Source organism: Ottowia beijingensis, from assembly GCF_042680925.1.
GTDB classification, from domain to species: domain Bacteria; phylum Pseudomonadota; class Gammaproteobacteria; order Burkholderiales; family Burkholderiaceae_C; genus Ottowia; species Ottowia beijingensis.
In genome coordinates, this window is sequence record NZ_JBHUEP010000005.1 from 337846 (window position 1) to 356798 (window position 18953).

Sequence of the window (18953 nt, forward strand, 5' to 3'; positions counted from 1 at the left end):
CGTCGAGCGCCGCGAGCCTTCGCTTTTTCTTCGAGGAGTTCAGGCGTGCCGCTGGCGGCGCTGTCGGATCGCTAGCCTAACCCAAGTCCTGGCGCCGGTGGCTGCGGGCGATGCGCGGTGGCCTGCCGTGGCGTGTCGGCTGAACCGGTGCGGCCCAGCGCGGGCCCGCCCGGTGTTGCCAGGGGTTATGAGCGAAATCGGGCTTCAGCGCCCGTCCAGCAAGCGCTGGAAGCTATCAATAAAGTAGCTTTCGTGTCAGGCATCGTGCAGGCAGCGCGCATCCCGGCACGGCCCCAGCCGGTGCCCGGCCCACGCCGCCGTGCCGCGCAGCAACTGGCCGCCGGCGCGCACGGCATCGCGCAGCGCGCGCTGCAGTTCGCTGGCCGGGCGGGCCACTTCGGTCGCCCAGCGCGTGTCGGCGGCGGGTTGCCAGTGCAGGGCCACGCGCTGCGCCGGGGTGCCGGGCACGGCGATGGGTTCCAGCACCAGCACATCGCCGGCGTGCAGCCGCAGGCGCTGGCCGGCGCGCAGCACGTCGTCGCCGCCCGCGGCGCCGGCATTGGCCGCGTGCGGGCCGCGGCGGGTGGCCCACACCGCGCCGCGCTGCACGTGCAGCACGCCGGCGCGCGCCGGGCGCAATGTCAGCGCCTGGCCGGGGGCCAGGGTCTGCACGGCGTGGGCAGCGGCCCGGGCAGCGAGGGGCGACAGGGCGTGATCAGCGGCGGACATGGAAACCTCCTGCACTGTTGTTTCAGCATCAATCGATGCCGCCATGGTGCGCCTGGCCGCATTGACAGTCCAATGAAATCCGGCGAGCCTATTCATGCCGTTCACGCATCAATTGCCATGCTGCACTCACAAACCCACCTGCGCACCCGCCCGATCCAGGCCGGCCACCTGCGCGCCTTCGAGGCGGTGGCGCGCCACCTCAACTTTCGCCTGGCGGCGGAGGAGATGGCGCTCACCCAGTCGGCCGTCAGCCGCCAGATCCAGGCGCTGGAGGACGAGGTGGGCGCGCCGCTGTTTCTGCGCCACACCCGCGCGGTGGAGCTGACGGCCGCCGGCGCGCTGCTGCTGCAGGCGGTGGCGCAGGCGCTGCCGCGCATCGACACCGCGGTGCGCCAGATCCGCCAGAGCGCCGGGCGGCGGCACGTGACGGTGACCACCTTCGCCTCGTTCGCGTCGATGTGGCTGATTCCGCGGCTGGAGGCGTTCCAGCGCGAGTTTCCCGACATCGACATCCGCATCGAGGCCTCCGACACCATGCTGGACCTGGAGGTGGCCGACGTGGACCTGGCCGTGCGCTACGCCCCCGTGGCGCGCGTGCCCACGGGGGCGCGGCGGCTGTTCGGCGAATCGGTCACCGTCATGGCCAGCCCGTGGCTGCTGAAAGCCGGCCCGGCGCTGCGGCGCCCGGCGGATGTGCTGCAGTACACGCTGATCGAATCGGGCGACGCCTACGCGCCGCACCTGGCGTGGTTGTCGTGGCACCGTTGGCTGGAGGCCAACGACCTGGCCAAGCAGCAGCCCAAGCGCTGGCTGACGCTGAACTACGCCTACCAGATGGTGCAGGCCGCGCTGACCGGCCAGGGCCTGGTGCTGGCGCGCCCGCCGCTGGTGGCCGATGCACTGGCGCGCGGCGAACTGGTGGAGCTGCTGCCGCAGACGCGCCTGCATTCGCCCCTGGCCTACTGGTTGATGCTGGCCCCGCGCAGCGCCGCGCGGCCCGAGGTGAAGGCCTTTGCCGACTGGGTGCTGGCGCAGGCGGTGGCCACGCGCCAGGTGATCGGCGAGGGCGACGACCCCGATCTGGTGAACGACCTGGATTGAGGTTTGCTATTGAATCGGGAGCTGCTGGCGCTCGTTAAGCAAGGTTTTCAGGTTGATTTGGCTTGAAACCATTGATTGACCTGCGCTGACCACTATCAATATTGAATTTCAGCCCGGTGAAAGCGGCCTTGGCCGCGATAGGGCGGTTGGAGGAGCGAAGCGCCGTCATCGCGGGCGAGCCCGCTCCCACAGCCCCCGGGTGGGGTCAGCCCGCCGGCTGGTTCTTCAGGTGCACCAGCGTGGTCAGCCCCAGCAGGTTGACCTTGCGCACCGACAGCACCGTCCAGTCCGGGTGCTGCATGTGCGGCGCGAACGGAAACTCCGAACGGAAGCCGATGCGCGCCGCCAGCCCGCTGACCAGCCGCTCCAGCGGCGCCCACACGGCGTTGCCGCCGCTGAAGTGGTTGAGCACGAAGATGTCGCCGCCCGGCTTGCACACGCGGCGCAGCTCGGCCGTCAGCCGCGCCGGCTCGGGCGTGACGGAGAGCACGTAGGGCAGGGTGACGCAGTCGAAGGTGCCGTCCTCGAAGGCGAGCTGCTCGGCGTCCATGCAGTGCAGCGCGATGCGGCGATCGGGCAGCGCGGCGGCGCGGCGCTGGGCGTGGCGCAGCATGTCGCGCGACAGGTCGATGCCGGTCACCGCGGTGGCCGCCGGGTACTGCGCCAGCGTCAGGCCGGTGCCGATGCCCACCTCCAGCAGCGCCGCCGGCGCCAGCCCGCGCACCGCATCGCACATGCGCCGCCGCCCGCCCTGCAGCACGGCGCCGAACAGCAGGTCGTAAAACCCGGCGTAATGGTTGTAGGTGCTCTCGACGTTCTGGCGCGTGATGGGGCTCATGACCGCGCGGATTCTAGCCAGCGCAGGCGGAGGGCGCGACACGCCCACCGGCGCGCCCGGCAGCTTACCGGCGGGCCACCGCCAGGCACTCCACCTCGACGCGGGCATTGAAGGCCAGCCCGTTGCTGCCGAAGGCGCTGCGTGCCGGGTAGTTGCCGGAGAAATAGGTCTTGTAGACGTCGTTGAAGGCGCCCCATTCCTTCATGTCGGCCAGCATCACGGTGCACTTGACCACGTCGGCCATCGACAGGCCGTGCGCTTCCAGCGAGGTCTTGATGTTGTCCATGGTCTGCCGGGCTTCGGCCACCATGCCGCCGGGAGCCAGCTTGATCGGACCGGGGCCGGGCACGTTGCCGATCTGGCCCGACAGGTACACGGTATCGCCTACGCGCACGGCTTCGGAGAACGGCAGGCCGGTGGGCAGCACCTTGCCGGAGTTCAGGTGGGTGACGGCTGGCGCCTGCGTGGCGCAACCTGCCTGCAGGCCGGCGATGGCGAAGGCAGCCAACAGGGCCAGGGTTCTGATCGACATGGGGGTCTCCTTGTTGTGATGGTTCGACAGGCCTTCGGCCGAAGGCCCGGCGGCGGACCGCACGGCAGTCTAGGCCATGCCACGGCCGCAAGGGAGGTCAGCCGGGCCTGCGGGATTGCCAGGAAGACTCAGCTGCTGCTTTTGGGAGCTGCCCTGGCCGCGATGGACGTCAGGCCAGGCGCTGCCGCTGCCATCGCGGGCAAGCCCGTTCCCACAGAGCGGGGGGCCCGACCGCAGGTGTGCATGGTTGCGGATCAAGAAAAAAAGATAGCTGGCCGCGCAAGTCGTTTAATGATTTCAGGGCATTTGCGTCTGGAATACCCGTCCGCCGTGCGCGAGCAGCTATCAAATCAATATCGTCTCAACCCATTGGGCTGCGCAGCAAGCCCGTTCAGGTGGCCGCGGAGCAGGCCATCCGGGAACGCCGTGGAGCGGGCTTGGCCCGGCCACTGGCGTTGTCCCCCAGTGGGGGATGGCGGCCGCAGGCCGACTCAGGGGGCGTCACATCAGCGCCTGCGGCTTCTCGCCGCGCTCGTACACCACGTGCGCGCGGCCGACGATCAGCGGGTCGAGCTTGCCGACCTGCTGCAGGTCCTTGCCGGTGTAGGGCAGCTTGTGCAGCACGTAGCGCATGGCGTTCAGGCGCGCGCGCTTCTTGCAGTCGCTCTTGACCACCGTCCACGGGCTGTCGGCGGTGTCGGTCTCGAAGAACATCTGCTCCTTGGCGCGGGTGTAGTCGTCCCACTTGTCCAGGCTGGCCTTGTCGATGGGCGACAGCTTCCACTGCTTCAGCGGGTGGCCTTCGCGCTCCTTGAAGCGGCGGCGCTGCTCGGCCTGGCTGACGCTGAACCAGAACTTGATGACGTGCACGCCGCTGCTGACCAGGTGGCGCTCGAACTCGGGCGCCTGGCGCATGAAGTCGGCGTATTCCTTGTCGCTGCAGAAGCCCATCACGCGCTCGACGCCGGCGCGGTTGTACCAGCTGCGGTCGAACAGCACGATCTCGCCGAAGCTGGGCAGGTGCTGCACGTAGCGCTGGAAGTACCACTGGCCGCGCTCGACTTCGCTGGGCTTTTCCAGTGCCACGGTGCGCGCGCCGCGCGGGTTCAGGTGCTCCATGAAGCGCTTGATGGTGCCGCCCTTGCCGGCCGCGTCGCGCCCTTCGAAGATGATGACCACGCGCGCGCCGGTTTCCTTGACCCAGCTCTGCAGCTTCAGCAGCTCGACCTGCAGCTTGAACTTCTGCTTTTCGTAGGTGGCGCGGCGCAGCAGGTTCTTGTAGGGGTAGCCGCCGTCGCGCCAGTCGTCGGCCAGCACCTCGTCGGGGTTGATCTTCTCGATCTCGGGCGCGTCGAGCGCGTTCAGCGCCTTGCGCAGCGCCTTGCGGTCGTCGGGCGAGGCGCCTTCGAGGATGGCGCGCAGGCCGTGCGCACGCTCGGCCACAGTGCCGGCCTTCTCGTCCTGCACCAGGCGGCGCGCGGCGGCCAGTTGCTTGTCGCGCGCCGACACGGTGGCGCGTTCGACCACGTAGCTCTCGATCGCCTTGGGCGCCAGTGAGGGCGGCGTGTCGCCTTTCTTCACCGGGCGCACATCGGTGTTGATGTCCATCCTGGGGCGTGCGGCGGTCTTGGTGGCCGTGGCTTTCTTGGCAGGGGTCATCTTGCGGGGCGTGGTGGTGCTCATGCTTTTTCTCCTGTCATCCGGGGGCTGCCGCCTGCAGGGCAGCCGAACCCTTGATTATCCGTGCTCGGGGTAGGGAGATGGCCGCAGCGTGGCCGACAACGGCCGCCCGAGCGTGCGCTGCGTCACGGCATCGGCAGCGGCCACACCACACCGTTGTCGTTGAGGATGGCGTCCAGCGGCTGGTCGTGCGGTTCGGGCTCGAAGTCGAAGATGAAACCATTGGTAAAACCCACGCCCACGGTGAAGGGGCGCGGCTCCAGCGCGGCCAGCGTGCGGTCGTAAAAGCCGCCGCCATAGCCCAGCCTGTAGCCGCCCGGGCCGTAGCCCACGCAGGGCACGAACAGCAGGGTGGGCACGATGAGTTCGGTGTCCTTCGGCTTGGGGATGCCGTAGGCGTCTTCCTCCATCGGGCAGCCGGGGTGCCAGGCGTGGAAGGTGAGCGTCTTGTGCACCTTGTCGATCACCGGCAGGCCGATGCGGCGGCGCTGCGGCTCGTCCATCAGTTCGCCGTCCTCCTTCCAGCGGTGCAGGGCGGGCAGGGGGTCGAACTCGCCCTTGATCGGCCAGTAGGCGCCGATCACGGTGTCGGGCCGCTCCAGCAGCCACACGCGGATGATGCCCTGCAGCGCATCGGCCCGCGCCAGCCGGTCTTCAAGGTGCAGGCGCTCTTGCACCAGGCGTTCGCGCAGGGCTTTTTTGTCGAACTTGCTCATAATGGGTCGATGCGTTTTTCAAAGATTCTGACACCGTTGCGCGCCGTGGGCGCAGCGGTTTTCTGGGCGGCGCTGCCGCCATCCGCTGGCGTGGCGCAGCCCGCACAACCCGCCTTCGCACCGCCCGCCGCCCTGCCGGGGCAGCCGGTGGCGCCACAGCCGGCCCAGCCTGTCCAATCCGTCCAGCCCGTGGCACCGCCCGCGCCGATGGCGCCGCCGCCCATTGCCAGCGCCCCGCCCAGCGACAGCGTGATCCTGGACATGCGCGAGGCCTTCCGCCGCAACGACCGCCCGCGCCTGGCGGCGCTGCTGCCGCAGGCGCGCGGCCACGCGCTGGAGCCCTGGGCCGCCTACTGGGAACTGAAGGCGCGGCTGGAAGAAGCCAGCCCGCTGGAGGTGCAGGACTTCGTGGCGCGCTACCCCAACACCTACCAGGAAGACCGCCTGCGCAACGACTGGCTGCTGGTGTCGGGCAAGCGGCGCGACTGGGCAGCGTTCGACGCGCACTACCCGCAGTTCCGCATGCGCGACGACCGCGAGGTGCGCTGCTTTGCCGTGGCCTCCGCCATCTACCAGGGCCGCGCCGTGGCGCCCGAAGCGGCCGAGCAGGTGCGCACCGACTGGTTCGCCCAGCGCGACCTGGACGACGGCTGCCTGCTGGCCGCCGGCGCGCTGCACCAGGCGGGCCAGCTGCCCTACCAGGATCTGTGGAAGAAGGCGCGCCTGGCCATCGAGGCCAACCGCCCCACGCTGGCACGCGCCGCCGTCGAGCTGGACGCGCCCGACGTGGGCGCCGAGGTGGCGCAGATCCAGAGCAGCCCGATCCGCTACCTGACGGCGCGCCTGCCCGTGGTCACGCGCAAGCGGCAGGAGCTGGTGACGCTGGCGCTCATCAAGCTGGCCACGGCCGACCCCGACCAGGCCGCCGCGCAGATGGAAGGCCGCTGGGCCAGCCAGCTGTCGCCCGAAGAGCGCAACTGGGTCTGGGGCGTCATCGGCAAATCCGCCGCGCTGAAGCTGCACGAGGGCGCGGCCGGCCACTTCGCCAAGATCACGCGCCACCACGACCTGAGCGACGACCTGCTGGCCTGGAAGGTGCGCGCCGCGCTGCGCCAGGGCCAGTGGCGCGCCGTGCAGGACGCCGTGCAGGCCATGAGCGACGAGGCCCGCCGCGACCCGGCCTGGACCTACTGGCTGGCCCGCGCCCAACTGGCGCAGGCGCGCAGCGACCTCGACCGCACCCAGGCGCGCCAGCTGCTGGAAGGCATCGCCGGCTACGGCGGCTTCTATGAAAAGCTGGCGCAGGAAGAGCTGGGCCGTCCCATCACCGCGCCGCCCGCGCCGCCGCCGCTGACACAAGCCGAGCGCGACTGGGCGCGCCGCCACATTGGCCTGAACCGCGGCCTGCTGGCGATTGCCCTGGGCCTGCGCAGCGAAGGCGTGCGCGAATGGAACTACTGGACCAACCTGCACAGCCCCGGCGGCAAGCCCGACCGCGAGCTGTACGCCGCCGCCGACCTGGCCTGCCAGCACCAGGTGTGGGACCGCTGCATCAACACCAGCGAGCGCACCAAGGGCTTCATCGACTTCGCGCAGCGCTTTCCCATGCCGCACCGCGACGCCGTGGTGCGCCAGTCGCAGGCCATCGGGCTGGACCCGGCCTATGTCTACGGCCTGATCCGGCAGGAGAGCCGCTTCATCATGGACGCGCGCTCGCACGTCGGCGCCTCGGGGCTGATGCAGATCATGCCCGCCACCGCGCGCTGGACGGCGCGCAAGATCGGGCTGGAGGGCTTCACGCCCGGCCAGATCAACGACCGCGATACCAACATCCTGATCGGCACCAGCTACCTCAAGCTGGCGCTGGACGAGTTCCGCGGCTCCATGCCGCTGGCCGCCGCCGCCTACAACGCCGGCCCGGGCCGGCCGCGCAACTGGCGCAACGGCCCGGTGCTGGAAGGCGCCATCTGGGCCGAGAACATCCCCTTCGGCGAAACGCGCGACTACGTGAAGAAGGTGCTCTCCAACACCACCGACTACGCCGCGTACCTGACGGGCCAGCCGCAGTCGCTGAAAAACCGCCTGGGCACCGTGGGCCCGGCGCCGGTCGATGAGCCGGTGCTGACGAAGGACTTGCCTTGACAGACGCGCACGCTCGGGCACGATAGCGGCAGACGGTTTGCTTTTGTTTTTATAGCTTCTTGCGCAGTATTGGCGGGCGCTGCAGGCCAATTTCATTGATATTCTGGAGGGTTCATCCATGTCTTCACGCGTGCTGGTGCTGGGCGGTTCGGGCTTTGTCGGTCGCCACGTGGTCGAGCGCCTGCAGCGCGCCGGCGCCCTCATCACGGTGCCCACGCGCCGGCTGGCCGCCGCGCGCTCGATGTGGAGCCAGCCGCGCGTGCACGTCACCGTGGCCGACGTGATGGACCCGCCCACGCTGGCGCGCCTGGTGGCCGAGCACGACGCCGTGGTCAACCTGGTCGGCATCCTGCACGGCAGCGAGCAGCAGTTCGAGCGCGCCCACGTGGAGCTGCCCCGGCGCATCGCCGAGGCCTGCGCGCAGGCCGGCGGGCGGCGCGTGGTGCACATCAGCGCGCTGGGTGCCGCGGCCGACGGGCCGTCGAAATACCAGCGCAGCAAGGCGCGCGGCGAGGCCGTTCTGGGCCAGGCGGCGCAGGTCGGCTCGCTGCAGCTGACGGTGCTGCGGCCCAGCGTCATGTTCGGCGCGCAGGACAGCTTTCTGAACCTGTTCGCCCGTTTGCAGAAGGTGTTTCCGGTCATGCCACTGGCCCGTGCCGACGCGCGCTTTCAGCCCGTGTGGGTGCGCGACGTGGCCCATGCCATCGTCACCTGCCTGCAGCGCGACGACACCATCGGCCAGATCTATGAATGCTGCGGCCCCGAGGTGTGGACGCTGCGCGACATCGTCAAGGCCGCGGGCCAGTGGGCCGGCGTGGGCGGCGGCGATGGCCGGCCCGTGATCGGCCTGCCGGGCGCGCTGGGCCGCCTGCAGGCGCTGGCGCTGGAGCTGCTGCCCGGCCAGCCGCTGATGAGCCGCGACAACCTCGACTCGATGGCCGTCGACAACGTGGCCAGCGGCCAGGTGCCGGGGCTGGAGGCGCTGGGCATCACCCCCGCGCCGCTGTCGGGCGTGGGGCCGCTGCTGCTGGGCAGCGCTGGCCCGCAGGCGCAACTCGACCGCTACCGGCGCTCGGCCGGGCGTTGACAGGCCCTGGGCCGGGGTGCGCCGGCGCATCAATGGCCCCGCGCGAATGCATCAATCGGCGCGTGTGGCCACGCTAGCATGGCCGCTCGCAAGACAGGAGAAACCCATGCTCAAGCTCTACATCGGCAACAAGAACTACTCGTCCTGGTCCATGCGCCCCTGGGTGCTGATGACGCAGGCCGGCATCCCGTTCGAGGAAGTGATGGTGCGCTTCGACGGGTTCGACGCCGGCTCGCGGTTCAAGGCCGCGCTGGCCGGCGTCAGCCCCACCGGCAAGGTGCCGGTGCTGGTGGATGGCGATCTGGTGGTGTGGGACACGCTGGCCATCGCCGAGTACCTGGCCGAGCAGTTTCCCGAGCTGCACCTGTGGCCGCGCGAGGCCGACAAGCGCGCCCGCGCCCGCAGCGTGTGCGCCGAGATGCACAGCGGCTTTGCCGCGCTGCGCGGCGCCTGCCCCATGAACATCGAGGCGCACCTGCCCGACGTGGGCGCACTGGCGCTGCGCGACAAGCCCGGCGTGCGCGCCGACCTCGACCGGCTCATCGCCATGTGGCAGCAACTGCTGGCCGAGCACGGCGGGCCGCTGCTGTTCGGCCGCTTCTCGGTGGCCGATGCGTTCTATGCCCCGGTGGTGATGCGCCTGAAAACCTACGCGCTGCCCGTGCCGCCCGACGTGGCCGCCTACATGGAGCACCTGTGCGCGCTGCCGGGCGTGAAGGCCTGGGTCGACGCCGCGCTGGCCGAACAGGACTTTCGCGACTTCGAAGAGCCGTATCGGCTGTCCGCCGCACGGTGATCGCGCGCAGCGTTGCGGGCGCGGCGTCGGTATGGTTTTGATAGTGGCTTGCGCTTGTTTGGCGTGGGTTTCAATAGAAATAGCTCTAAAACCACCGATTGGCGGGCGCAGGCAGCTATCAATTTGATGAACATCCTCTGATCAGGGCGCGCGGGCTTCAGCCTTGGCAAGAGGCCTTTGGTGTGACCGCGCTGCAAGGCGGAGCGATACCGAGTAGACTGTGTGGGCTTGTAGACGTTCGCTGTGCTGCGCTACAACGAAGTTTGACGAAGGTCTGCGGTGGCCCCAAGACACCGCGCACCCGCACCACCCCCCTCGCTGACCGAGGCATTTTGGTGGTCACGCTTTTTCAATTGGCGCACTTATTCCCGTCGGGCCTGGTGCCCCGGCGGCGGCTTTCATGCGTGTCCGGCCTGCAAGGGCTGACCTGGGCGCGCGCTTTGGGCCTTACCCGCCCGTTTCCGGTTGTTTTTATCCATGTCCATTTCAGTGGCCGCTGCGTTTGCCAGCGGCAAGTTTCGTTTCACCCCGTGGAGCCGCGTGGCGGCCGACGGGGGCTTCACTGCCTGCCTGTCCATCCGCCGGGGCAGCGGCATGCAGACGCACGACCGCGTCTACACCTTCGCGCGCCAGTTCGCCAGCCGCGACAGCGCCCTGCGCTACGCGGTTGCGCAGGCGCGTGCGTGGCTCGCCAACCCGCGGGCGTTCGGCTGAACCCATTCACTTTTTTGACAAAGGAGATCCATGGCCAAGGAAGATTTGATCGAGATGCGTGGCACCGTCGACGAGATGCTGCCCGATTCGCGCTACCGCATCACCCTGGACAACGGCCACCAGCTGGTGGCCTACACCGGCGGCAAGATGCGCAAGCACCGCATCCGCATCCTGGCGGGCGACAAGGTCACGCTGGAGATGTCGCCCTACGACCTGAACAAGGGCCGCATCACCTTCCGCCATCTTGAGCGCAGCGCCCCGCGCGGCCCGGCACGGCCACGCCGCCACTGAGCGCGGCCGCGGCGCCGGGTGAGCCAAGGCCCCCCGAGCCGCTGCGCAGCCGCTGAAGCGGCTTTTGAAGCAAGGGGCGTGGCCCCCTTTTTTCATGTCAGGGCGTTTGGCGCACGGGCCGCGCCTGCACTGGCGCTCCGGCGGCCGCCTGCCGGCGACAATGGCGTGCTGAAAATTTTGGCCTTCGCTGCCTTCCGCCTTCGCCATGCCCACTCTGCAAGCCTCGCTCGCCTTCTTCACCGTTGCCCTGCTGCTGGCGCTGTCGCCGGGGCCGGACAACCTGTTCGTGCTGGTGCAGTCCGCCACCGGCGGGCGGCGTGCCGGCTTTGCGGTGGTGGCGGGGCTGATGCTGGGCGTGATGGTGCACACGCTGGCCGTGGCGCTGGGCCTGGCGGCGGTGTTCGCCACCTCTGCCACGGCGTTCACCGTGCTCAAGCTGCTGGGCGCCGCGTACCTGCTGTACCTGGCCTGGGGTGCCTGGCGCGCGCCGCCTATGCTGGTGGCCAGCGACGCCGGCGCGCCCACCCACCCGCCGCCCTGGCCGCGCCTGATGGCGCGCGGCGTGGTGATGAACCTGACCAATCCCAAGGTGGTGCTGTTCTTCCTGGCGCTGCTGCCGCAGTTCGTGCAGCCGGGGCAGGGGCCGGTGGCGGGGCAGATCGTGTGGTTCGGCGCGTTGTTCATCCTGGCGGCCACGCTGGTGTTCGGCGCCGTGGTGCTGGCCGCCGATGCGCTGCGCGCGCGGCTGGCGCGTTCGGCGCGGGCGCAGCGCGGGCTCAACCGCGCGGCGGCGCTGGTGTTCGTGGGGCTGGCCGCCAGGCTGGCGCTGGCGGAGCGCTGAGCGATGCAGATCTACATGGTCGGCGGCGCGGTGCGCGACCGCTTGCTGGGCCTGCCGGTGCAGGACCACGACTGGGTGGTGGTGGGCGCCACGCCGGAGCAGATGGTGGCGCAGGGCTATCTGCCGGTGGGCAAGGACTTTCCGGTGTTCCTGCACCCCGACACGCGCGAGGAATACGCGCTGGCGCGCACCGAGCGCAAGAGCGGGCGCGGCTACAAGGGCTTCACCGTGTTCACCAGCCCCGACGTGACCATCGAGGACGACCTGGCACGGCGCGACTTGACTATCAATGCCATAGCTGCCCGCGCAGACTGGACGGGCGCTGAAGGCAAAAAAGACCCTGAATTCATCGACCCCTTCAACGGCCGGCGCGACCTGCGGGCCAAGGTGCTGCGCCATGTGACGGCGGCCTTCCGCGAAGACCCGGTGCGCATTCTGCGGCTGGCGCGCTTTGCGGCGCGCTTTCACGACTTCGCCATCGCACCCGAAACCATGGCGCTGCTGCGCGAGATGGTGCAAGAAGGCGAAGCCGACCACCTGGTGCCCGAGCGCGTGTGGCAGGAGTTGGCGCGCGGCCTGATGGAAGACCACCCCGCGCGCCTGTTCGACGTGTTGCGCGATTGCGGCGCGCTGCGCGTGGTGCTGCCCGAGCTGGACCGCCTGTGGGGCGTGCCGCAGCGCCCCGAATACCACCCCGAGGTCGACACCGGCGTGCACGTGATGATGGTGCTGCAGCAGGCCGCGCGCCTGCGGGCGCCGCTGCCCGTGCGCTGGGCCTGCCTGATGCACGACCTGGGCAAGGGCACCACGCCCGCCGACGTGCTGCCGCGCCACATCGGTCACGAGGCGCGCAGCGCCAGGCTGCTGCGTGCCGTGGCCGAGCGCCTGCGCGTGCCCACCGAGTGCACCGAACTGGCCGAGGTGGTGGCGCGCGAGCACGGCAACATCCACCGCAGCGCCGATCTGAACGCCGCCGCCCTGGTGCGCCTGCTGGAGCGCTGCGACGCCTTCCGCAAGCCGGCGCGCTTTGCCGACGTGCTGCTGGCCTGCGAATGCGACGCGCGCGGCCGCTTGGGCATGGAGGACGACGCCTACCCGCAGCGCCCGCGCCTGCTGGCGGCGCTGGCCGCGGCGCAGGGCGTGCAGACCGCCAGCGTGGCGCAGGCGGCCATGGCGCACGGCGCGCAGGGCGCGGCCATCGGCCAGGCCGTGGCCAAGGCGCGTGCGCAGGCGGTGCAAGGCTGGATGGATGAAGCCGCGGCCGCCCGTTGAGCCTGGCTTTGGGTAGGTATGAAAATCATAGCTGGCAGCGCTTGCTGCATAAGCGCTGGAGGCCAATTTGATTCATAAACCAGGCCGCCACCCATAATCCCGCCATGGCCCGTCCCATCTCCGCCTCGCACGACTTGCGGCGCGACGAAATCCTGAACGTCGCGGCGGCGTGCTTCGCGCAGCGCAGCTACCCCGCCACCAGCATGAACGACATCGCCGCCGCCTGCGGCACGTCGAAGGCGCGGCTCTACCACTATTACGAGAGCAAGGAAGCGATCCTGTTCGACCTGCTCGACCGCTACACGCAGAAGCTGCTGCTCATCGTCGCCCAGGTCGAGGCCAAGGCGCAGCGCCAGTCGCTGGACGAGCGCGCCGCGCTGCACGAGCTGATCCGCGCCTTTCTGCGCGAGTACGAAACCTCGGCCACGCGCCATGCCGCGCTGCTGGGCGCCACGCAGTTCCTGGGCGAGGAGCCGCGCGAGCTGATCCTGGACCGCCAGCGCGACGTGGTCTCGGCCGTTACGCGCTTTCTGCGCCGCGCCTACCCCGAGCGGCTGGATGCGCGCAACCAGACGGCCATCACCATGACGCTGTTCGGCATGATCAACTGGACCTTCACCTGGCTGCGCCCCGGCGGCGCGATGAGCTACGCGGCCTTTGCCGAAGAGGTGATCCGCCTGCTCGACCAGGGCCTGGCAAGCAGCACCTGACCGCGGCGCGCGCGTGGCTATGCCGCGCGGCATGGTGGCCTGCAAGCCGTGTGATAGAAGCGCGAAGGCCATGAACACCACCCCTTCGCCCGTCCCGCCGAAGCACTGTGCCGACTGCGTGCTGCGCCGCCAGCCGGGCTTCACGTCCGTCACGCCCGAGCAGCTGGCCTGCATCGAATCCTTCCGCGCCGACATCACGCGGGTGCGCGCCGGCCAGGCGGTGGTGCCCGAGCATCGGGCGTCGGCCAGGCTGTTCACGCTGTATTCGGGCTGGGCCTTTCGCCACAAGAGCCTGGCCGACGGGCGGCGGCAGATCCTCAACTTTCTGCTGCCGGGCGACCTGATCGGGCTGCAGGCCGAGTTCATCGACGAGGCCACGCACGGCGTCGAGGCGCTGACCGATGTGCAGCTGTGCGTGTTTCCGCAGGACCGGCTGTGGGCGCTGTTCCAGCAGCAGCCGCAGCTGGGCTACGACCTGACCTGGCTGTGCGCCAGCGAGGAGCAGCTGGTGGACGAGAACCTCGTCACCGTGGGCCGCCGCAGCGCCGCCGAGCGCATCGCCATGCTGCTGATCCACCTGTGGCGCCGCGCCGAGCGCGTGGGCCTGACCGGCGACGACGGCGGCATCGACTTTCCGCTGACGCAGCAGCACATCGCCGACGCGCTGGGCCTGTCGCTGGTACACACCAACAAGACGCTGCGCAAGCTGGAGCGCCTGGCCCTGCACGAAATCCGCGCCGGCCGCCTGCGCCTGATCGAGCCGCAGGCGCTGGAGCGACTGGCCGACTACTACACGCGGCCACTGCGGCGTGTGCCCCTGCTCTGACGGGCCGCTCTGCTGGTTGGGCGACGGGGTGCAGCGGGCTCCGATAATTGGCGCCCATATCCACCACGCAACGGAACCCACCGATGAGCGCAATCGACGTCGTCATCATGGCCGCGGGCAAGGGCACGCGCATGAAAAGCCAGCGGCCCAAGGTGCTGCACCGTCTGGCCGGCCGGCCACTGCTGGGGCATGTGCTGGACAGCGCCGCGGCGCTGCGGGCGCGCTCGGCGGTGGTGATCACCGGTCATGGTGCTGCGGAAGTTGAAGCGTTCTGCGCAGACTGGACGGGCGCTGCAGGCCGAAAAAGCACTGAACTCCAGCTGCGCCCGGTGCGCCAGGAGCCGCAGCTGGGCACCGGCCACGCGGTGCAGCAGGCGGTGCCCATGCTGCCCGACGACGGCCTGACACTGATCCTGAACGGCGACGTGCCGCTGGTGCGCACCGAGACCATGCAGCGCCTGATCGCGCTGTGCGGCGACGACCAGATTGCGCTGCTGACGGTGGACACGGGCCGCGACGCCGGCGCCTACGGTCGCATCGTGCGCGGCGCGGCCGAGCCCGATGGCGACGTGCCGGTGCGCGCCATCGTCGAGGCCAAGGACGCCACGCCCGACCAGCGCGCCATCACCGAGTGGTACAGCGGGGTGATGGCCGCGCCCACGCGCCTGCTGAAGCGCTATCTGGCGCTGCTGACCGACGACAACGCGCAGCAGGAGTTCTACCTGACCGACGTCGTGAAGCACGCCGTGGCGGGCGGCACGCCTGTGCTGGCGCTGAAGATCGACGACGAGGCGGAGGTGGCCGGTGTGAACAGCCCGGTGCAGCTGGCCGAGCTGGAACGCGAGGTGCAGCGCCGCACGGCACAGCGCCTGATGGAGGCCGGCGTGCGCCTGCTGGACCCGGCGCGCTTCGACGTGCGCGGCGATCTGCAATGCGGGCAGGACGTGGAGATCGACGTCGGCTGCATCTTCGAAGGCACGGTGACGCTGGCCGACAACGTGCGCATCGGCGCGCATTGCGTGATCGCCAATGCGCGCGTCGAGGCCGGCGCGGTGATTCACCCCTTCACCCACATCGACGGCGGCAAGGATGGCGCGGTCGTCGGCCCCGGAGCGCTGGTCGGCCCCTTCGCGCGTCTGCGCCCCGGCGCGCAGCTGGGCGCCGAGGTGCACATCGGCAACTTCGTCGAGGTGAAGAACAGCACGCTGGCCGCCGGCGCCAAGGCCAACCACCTGGCCTACCTGGGCGACGCCACCGTGGGCGAGCGCGTGAACTACGGCGCCGGCAGCATCACCGCCAATTACGACGGCGCCAACAAGCACCGCACCGTGCTGGAGGCCGACGTGCACGTGGGCAGCAACTGCGTGCTGGTGGCGCCCGTGACCATTGGCGCCGGCGGCACGGTGGGCGGCGGCAGCACCATCACCAAGAGCACGCCGCCGGGCGCGCTGAGCGTGGCGCGCGGCAAGCAGGTGAGCATCGCCAACTGGGCGCGGCCGCAGAAGAAGCGCTGAGCCTCATGTTCACGGCGCTTGCGTGTTGACAGCCGTCAGCGCCGCCGCGGCGAGCCCCACGGATCTTCCTCGTCGGGGGCTGGCGGCAGATCCATCAGGCCGGTCAGGCTCATGGGCTCGGTGTCCGGCGGCACGGCGCGCTGGTCGCGCCTGATCGAAGGCACCGGCATCGTGTCGGGTGCGTCTGCCGGCGGCGTCGGCGGCGCCTCGGTGGCGGTGGGGTCGATCTCGGCCGAGCGCAGGCGCCGGCGGAACTCATCGGGCGGCGGCATGTGCCGGCGCGAGCGCTTGAGCCGGATCAGGCGAATGCCGGCGGTCTTGAGCACGCGGTGCTTCTCGGTGGCGTCGAGCGCCGCCTCGTCCTCGTCTTCGTGCGCGGCGTCCAGCTCGAAGGCGTAGACTGCCTTGCCGTCGCGGTTGCACACCACGTAGTCGACGATGTGCTGCGCCAGCCGCTGCTGCGCCGCCGCGCGGTTCTGCGCCTGGCGCACGGCCACCAGCTGGGACAGGCCGGCACGAAACAGCACCGGGCGGCCGGGAAAGGCCTGGTTCAGGTAGCTCAGCATGTCCCACTGCACCGGCGAAATGGCGGCCACGGCGCCGAAGCGGTCGTTCGCGCCCAGCGCCGGCGAGGCGGCCGAGCGGGCCTGGCGGCTCCACCACCAGGCCGCCAATCCCGCCAGCGCGACGGCCAGAACGAGCCACGGAGCAAGGGTTTGAATCATGGGTCTTCCTCTGGTTTGCCGGCGCGCCGGCGCAGGCCGCATGATGGCACGCCGCCCGGGCGGCGGTGCGATCAGACGGCGCCGAGCGTTTCCCAGCGCTCCAGCGCCGCGGTGAGTTCGTCGTCGATGGCCGCATCGCGCGCCTGCAAGGCGATGGCTTCTTGCAGGTTGCTCTGATAGAGCGTGCCATCGGCCAGGGCGGCGCGAATGCCGGCTTGCTCGGCTTCCAGCGCCTCGATGTGGCCGGGCAAGGCCTCCAGTTCGCGCTGCTCCTTGTACGAAAGCTTCTTTTTTTGTAGCTGCTCGCGCCCGTCGGACGAGCGATTCGGCTCGTTTTTATCCAAATTCTTGTCAGTGGCCGGCACTTGTGCGCCGGCTTCCGGCGCCTGCTGTGCCTGCCAGCGGGCACTTTGCGCCAGCCAGTCCTGCACGCCGCCCTCGTATTCGCGCCACTGGCCGGGGCCTTCCCACACCAGCGTGCTGGTCACCACGTTGTCCAGAAAGGCGCGGTCGTGACTGACCAGGAACACCGTGCCCTCGTAGCCTTGCAGCAGCTCTTCCAGCAGCTCCAGCGTGTCGATGTCGAGGTCGTTGGTCGGCTCGTCGAGCACCAGCACGTTGGCAGGCCGGGCGAACAGCCGGGCCAGCAGCAGGCGGTTGCGCTCGCCGCCTGACAGGCTGCGCACTGGCGATGCGGCGCGCGCCGGGCTGAACAGGAAGTCGCCGAGATAGCTCTTGACGTGCTGGCGCCGGCTGCCGATCTCGATCCATTCGCTGCCGGGGCTGATGAAGTCTTCCAGCGTGGCGTCCAGATCCAGTGCCGCGCGCATCTGGTCGAAATAGGCCACCTGCAGGTTGGCGCCGCGCTGGATGTGGCCGCTGTCCGGCTCCAGCGCGCCCAGGATCAGCTTCAGCAGCGTGGTTTTGCCGGCGCCATTGGGCCCGATCAGGCCGATCTTGTCGCCGCGCAGGATGGTGGTGTTCAGCTTGTCGACGATGCACTTGTCGCCAAACGACAGGCTCACGTCCTGCAACTCGGCCACCAGCTTGCCCTGGTAGCCGCCCGTGCGCGCGTCCACGTCGAGGCGCACGCGGCCCACGGCCTCGCGCCGCACCGCACGCGCGGCCCGCAAGGCTTCGAGCCGGTTGACGCGGCCTTGCGCTCGGGTGCGGCGCGCTTCCACCCCTTTGCGGATCCAGACCTCCTCCTGAGCCAGCAGCTTGTCGGCGCGGGCGTTGATGGCGGCCTCCTGGGCCATCTGTTCTTCCTTCTGCACCTGATAGGCGGCGAAGTTGCCCGGATACGAGAGCAGCTTGCCCCGGTCCAGCTCGACGATGCGCATCGCCACCGCATCGAGGAAGGCGCGATCGTGCGTGATCACCACCACGCTGCCCTTGAACGCCAGCAGCAACTCCTCAAGCCAGCGGATCGCATCCAGGTCCAGGTGGTTGGTCGGTTCGTCCAGCAGCAGCACATCCGGCTTGGCCACCAGCGCCTGGGCCAGCGCAACCCGCTTGCGCGTGCCACCGGACAGCGCACCGATCCGATCCGCGGGAGACAGCCGCAGGCGCTGCAGCGTCTCTTCCACGCGCTGTTGCCAGGTCCAGCCCTCCTGCGCTTCGATCTGCGCCTGCAACCCATCCAGATCGTCACCGCCAGCTGAATAGGCGTCGATCAGCGCTCGCAGCGGTGCCAGCGCTTCGGCAACGGCATCGAACACGGTGGCGTCCTCGGCCAGTACGGGTTCCTGTGCCACATAGGCCACGCGCAAGCCCTGCTGGAATTGAAGCTCGCCGTCGTCGGCGCGCTCCAGCGCGCCCAGGATGCGCAGCAGCGACGACTTGCCGGCGCCATTCCGACCTATGAGGCCAACACGCTCGCTGCCCTCGAGCGCGAAATCGGCATGGTCAAGCAAGGGCACATGACCGAAGGCCAGTTGCGCGTTGAGCAGAGAGATAAGAGCCATGGTCAATTGAGGGAAGAACTCCGCGAGGGCACAGGCCGCGGATGCTGTCAGTCACTGCGCGCCATCAGAAGACGACACCACAGCAAAAAATTTTTTGCGGCACTTGCGGAGCCGGTGAAAAGGATGCTATAGTCTAGGGCTTCGCTGATCACTGCCTTGTGCAGCAATCAGCGGAGCGGCAGAGAGCTGAAGGCAAGCCAGAAGCTCGATGTCGCAGGGTGCCGAAGGGTGCTGCATTCTCCCGCTGGAGGATGTGCGCAAAAAGGCAAAGACCCTAAGCGTTGACAGGTCAATCAGAAATGTGCGATACTGCAAGGCTTTCCAGCAAACAGCTGGGCGGGTCGAAAAGATAACGCAAGGCGACGCCAAGCGAAATCGGTAAAAACCCTAAAGTTTGACAGGTCTTTAAAAACCATGTCATAATTCAAGGCTCAGTTGATCGCAACTGATTCGACGCAAGAGCAACAAGCTT

The 18953-nt window shown here is 69.3% G+C and carries 18 protein-coding genes; 11 read left to right on the forward strand and 7 right to left on the reverse strand.

What is annotated here, in order from left to right:
- Positions 1 to 255 precede the first annotated feature (255 nt).
- The gene (locus ACFSCU_RS04995) at positions 256 to 729 is read right to left on the reverse strand and encodes a DUF2917 domain-containing protein (protein ID WP_377560063.1); all 474 of its coding nucleotides are present in this window, start codon (positions 727 to 729) and stop codon (positions 256 to 258) included.
- Between the two features lie 117 nt (positions 730 to 846).
- On the opposite strand from ACFSCU_RS04995, the gene ACFSCU_RS05000 reads away from it, so the two are divergent.
- The gene (locus tag ACFSCU_RS05000) at positions 847 to 1830 is read left to right on the forward strand and encodes a LysR substrate-binding domain-containing protein (RefSeq protein WP_377560064.1); all 984 of its coding nucleotides are present in this window, start codon (positions 847 to 849) and stop codon (positions 1828 to 1830) included.
- A 205-nt stretch (positions 1831 to 2035) separates the two neighbouring features.
- Here ACFSCU_RS05000 and ACFSCU_RS05005 read toward each other — a convergent pair whose 3' ends face one another.
- The 4 genes from ACFSCU_RS05005 to ACFSCU_RS05020 form a co-directional block, all read right to left on the reverse strand.
- Positions 2036 to 2668 carry a class I SAM-dependent methyltransferase gene (locus ACFSCU_RS05005; protein ID WP_180550786.1) on the reverse strand — a complete coding sequence of 211 codons (633 nt, stop codon included), beginning with the start codon at positions 2666 to 2668 and terminating at the stop codon, positions 2036 to 2038.
- Between the two features lie 64 nt (positions 2669 to 2732).
- Positions 2733 to 3200 (reverse strand): RidA family protein, encoded by a 468-nt coding sequence (locus ACFSCU_RS05010; RefSeq protein WP_180550787.1) that lies wholly within the window; start codon positions 3198 to 3200, stop codon positions 2733 to 2735.
- Positions 3201 to 3701: 501 nt separating this feature from the next.
- On the reverse strand, positions 3702 to 4883 hold the full coding sequence (gene ppk2 / locus ACFSCU_RS05015) for a polyphosphate kinase 2 (protein WP_377560066.1): 1182 nt from the start codon (positions 4881 to 4883) through the stop codon (positions 3702 to 3704).
- 122 nt (positions 4884 to 5005) lie between these two features.
- Positions 5006 to 5596, reverse strand: a complete 591-nt coding sequence (locus ACFSCU_RS05020) for a 5-formyltetrahydrofolate cyclo-ligase (RefSeq protein WP_333707383.1) — start codon at positions 5594 to 5596, stop codon at positions 5006 to 5008.
- A 207-nt stretch (positions 5597 to 5803) separates the two neighbouring features.
- Between ACFSCU_RS05020 and ACFSCU_RS05025 the strand changes: the two genes are divergently transcribed.
- The 10 genes from ACFSCU_RS05025 to glmU all read left to right on the forward strand — a co-directional run bounded on the left by ACFSCU_RS05025 (position 5804) and on the right by glmU (position 15789).
- On the forward strand, positions 5804 to 7738 hold the full coding sequence (locus ACFSCU_RS05025; protein WP_180551809.1) for a lytic transglycosylase domain-containing protein: 1935 nt from the start codon (positions 5804 to 5806) through the stop codon (positions 7736 to 7738).
- Between the two features lie 118 nt (positions 7739 to 7856).
- A complete protein-coding gene (locus tag ACFSCU_RS05030; protein ID WP_377560067.1) occupies positions 7857 to 8825 on the forward strand; it encodes a complex I NDUFA9 subunit family protein in 969 nt (322 codons plus the stop codon).
- A gap of 106 nt (positions 8826 to 8931) precedes the next feature.
- Complete coding sequence (locus ACFSCU_RS05035; RefSeq protein ID WP_180550788.1) at positions 8932 to 9621, forward strand: glutathione S-transferase family protein; 690 nt, start codon at positions 8932 to 8934, stop codon at positions 9619 to 9621.
- 477 nt (positions 9622 to 10098) lie between these two features.
- Positions 10099 to 10335: a hypothetical protein gene (locus tag ACFSCU_RS05040; protein WP_333707389.1), complete on the forward strand. Its 237-nt coding sequence runs from the start codon at positions 10099 to 10101 to the stop codon at positions 10333 to 10335.
- 30 nt (positions 10336 to 10365) lie between these two features.
- Positions 10366 to 10626 carry a translation initiation factor IF-1 gene (infA, locus tag ACFSCU_RS05045; protein WP_180550790.1) on the forward strand — a complete coding sequence of 87 codons (261 nt, stop codon included), beginning with the start codon at positions 10366 to 10368 and terminating at the stop codon, positions 10624 to 10626.
- Between the two features lie 205 nt (positions 10627 to 10831).
- Entirely contained in the window at positions 10832 to 11467 is a 636-nt protein-coding gene (locus ACFSCU_RS05050; RefSeq protein WP_180550791.1) for a LysE family translocator, read from the forward strand.
- A gap of 3 nt (positions 11468 to 11470) precedes the next feature.
- Positions 11471 to 12739, forward strand: coding sequence for a multifunctional CCA addition/repair protein (locus tag ACFSCU_RS05055; RefSeq protein ID WP_377560070.1), 1269 nt, complete (start codon positions 11471 to 11473; stop codon positions 12737 to 12739).
- Between the two features lie 104 nt (positions 12740 to 12843).
- On the forward strand, positions 12844 to 13449 hold the full coding sequence (locus ACFSCU_RS05060) for a TetR/AcrR family transcriptional regulator (RefSeq protein ID WP_180550792.1): 606 nt from the start codon (positions 12844 to 12846) through the stop codon (positions 13447 to 13449).
- Positions 13450 to 13519: 70 nt separating this feature from the next.
- Complete coding sequence (locus tag ACFSCU_RS05065) at positions 13520 to 14275, forward strand: Crp/Fnr family transcriptional regulator (RefSeq protein WP_180550793.1); 756 nt, start codon at positions 13520 to 13522, stop codon at positions 14273 to 14275.
- Positions 14276 to 14358: 83 nt separating this feature from the next.
- Positions 14359 to 15789 carry a bifunctional UDP-N-acetylglucosamine diphosphorylase/glucosamine-1-phosphate N-acetyltransferase GlmU gene (glmU, locus tag ACFSCU_RS05070; protein ID WP_180550794.1) on the forward strand — a complete coding sequence of 477 codons (1431 nt, stop codon included), beginning with the start codon at positions 14359 to 14361 and terminating at the stop codon, positions 15787 to 15789.
- A 35-nt stretch (positions 15790 to 15824) separates the two neighbouring features.
- On the opposite strand, the gene ACFSCU_RS05075 is transcribed toward glmU, so the two are convergent.
- Positions 15825 to 16514, reverse strand: a complete 690-nt coding sequence (locus ACFSCU_RS05075; RefSeq protein ID WP_180550795.1) for a DUF2726 domain-containing protein — start codon at positions 16512 to 16514, stop codon at positions 15825 to 15827.
- Between the two features lie 71 nt (positions 16515 to 16585).
- Positions 16586 to 18481: an ATP-binding cassette domain-containing protein gene (locus tag ACFSCU_RS05080; RefSeq protein WP_377560074.1), complete on the reverse strand. Its 1896-nt coding sequence runs from the start codon at positions 18479 to 18481 to the stop codon at positions 16586 to 16588.
- Positions 18482 to 18953 lie beyond the last annotated feature (472 nt).

What these genes read in the sequence shown, in the direction of transcription:
- ACFSCU_RS05035 (WP_180550788.1), top strand. Translation starts at nt 8,932, where the DNA reads ATGCTCAAGCTCTACATCGGCAACAAGAACTACTCGTCCTGGTCCATG.
- ACFSCU_RS05030 (WP_377560067.1), top strand. Translation starts at nt 7,857, where the DNA reads ATGTCTTCACGCGTGCTGGTGCTGGGCGGTTCGGGCTTTGTCGGTCGC.
- ACFSCU_RS05055 (WP_377560070.1), top strand. Translation starts at nt 11,471, where the DNA reads ATGCAGATCTACATGGTCGGCGGCGCGGTGCGCGACCGCTTGCTGGGC.
- ACFSCU_RS05080 (WP_377560074.1), bottom strand. Translation starts at nt 18,481, where the DNA reads ATGGCTCTTATCTCTCTGCTCAACGCGCAACTGGCCTTCGGTCATGTG.
- ACFSCU_RS05060 (WP_180550792.1), top strand. Translation starts at nt 12,844, where the DNA reads ATGGCCCGTCCCATCTCCGCCTCGCACGACTTGCGGCGCGACGAAATC.
- ACFSCU_RS05075 (WP_180550795.1), bottom strand. Translation starts at nt 16,514, where the DNA reads ATGATTCAAACCCTTGCTCCGTGGCTCGTTCTGGCCGTCGCGCTGGCG.
- ACFSCU_RS05025 (WP_180551809.1), top strand. Translation starts at nt 5,804, where the DNA reads ATGGCGCCGCCGCCCATTGCCAGCGCCCCGCCCAGCGACAGCGTGATC.
- infA (WP_180550790.1), top strand. Translation starts at nt 10,366, where the DNA reads ATGGCCAAGGAAGATTTGATCGAGATGCGTGGCACCGTCGACGAGATG.
- glmU (WP_180550794.1), top strand. Translation starts at nt 14,359, where the DNA reads ATGAGCGCAATCGACGTCGTCATCATGGCCGCGGGCAAGGGCACGCGC.
- ppk2 (WP_377560066.1), bottom strand. Translation starts at nt 4,883, where the DNA reads ATGAGCACCACCACGCCCCGCAAGATGACCCCTGCCAAGAAAGCCACG.
- ACFSCU_RS05000 (WP_377560064.1), top strand. Translation starts at nt 847, where the DNA reads ATGCTGCACTCACAAACCCACCTGCGCACCCGCCCGATCCAGGCCGGC.
- ACFSCU_RS05040 (WP_333707389.1), top strand. Translation starts at nt 10,099, where the DNA reads ATGTCCATTTCAGTGGCCGCTGCGTTTGCCAGCGGCAAGTTTCGTTTC.
- ACFSCU_RS05005 (WP_180550786.1), bottom strand. Translation starts at nt 2,668, where the DNA reads ATGAGCCCCATCACGCGCCAGAACGTCGAGAGCACCTACAACCATTAC.
- ACFSCU_RS04995 (WP_377560063.1), bottom strand. Translation starts at nt 729, where the DNA reads ATGTCCGCCGCTGATCACGCCCTGTCGCCCCTCGCTGCCCGGGCCGCT.
- ACFSCU_RS05020 (WP_333707383.1), bottom strand. Translation starts at nt 5,596, where the DNA reads ATGAGCAAGTTCGACAAAAAAGCCCTGCGCGAACGCCTGGTGCAAGAG.
- ACFSCU_RS05065 (WP_180550793.1), top strand. Translation starts at nt 13,520, where the DNA reads ATGAACACCACCCCTTCGCCCGTCCCGCCGAAGCACTGTGCCGACTGC.
- ACFSCU_RS05010 (WP_180550787.1), bottom strand. Translation starts at nt 3,200, where the DNA reads ATGTCGATCAGAACCCTGGCCCTGTTGGCTGCCTTCGCCATCGCCGGC.
- ACFSCU_RS05050 (WP_180550791.1), top strand. Translation starts at nt 10,832, where the DNA reads ATGCCCACTCTGCAAGCCTCGCTCGCCTTCTTCACCGTTGCCCTGCTG.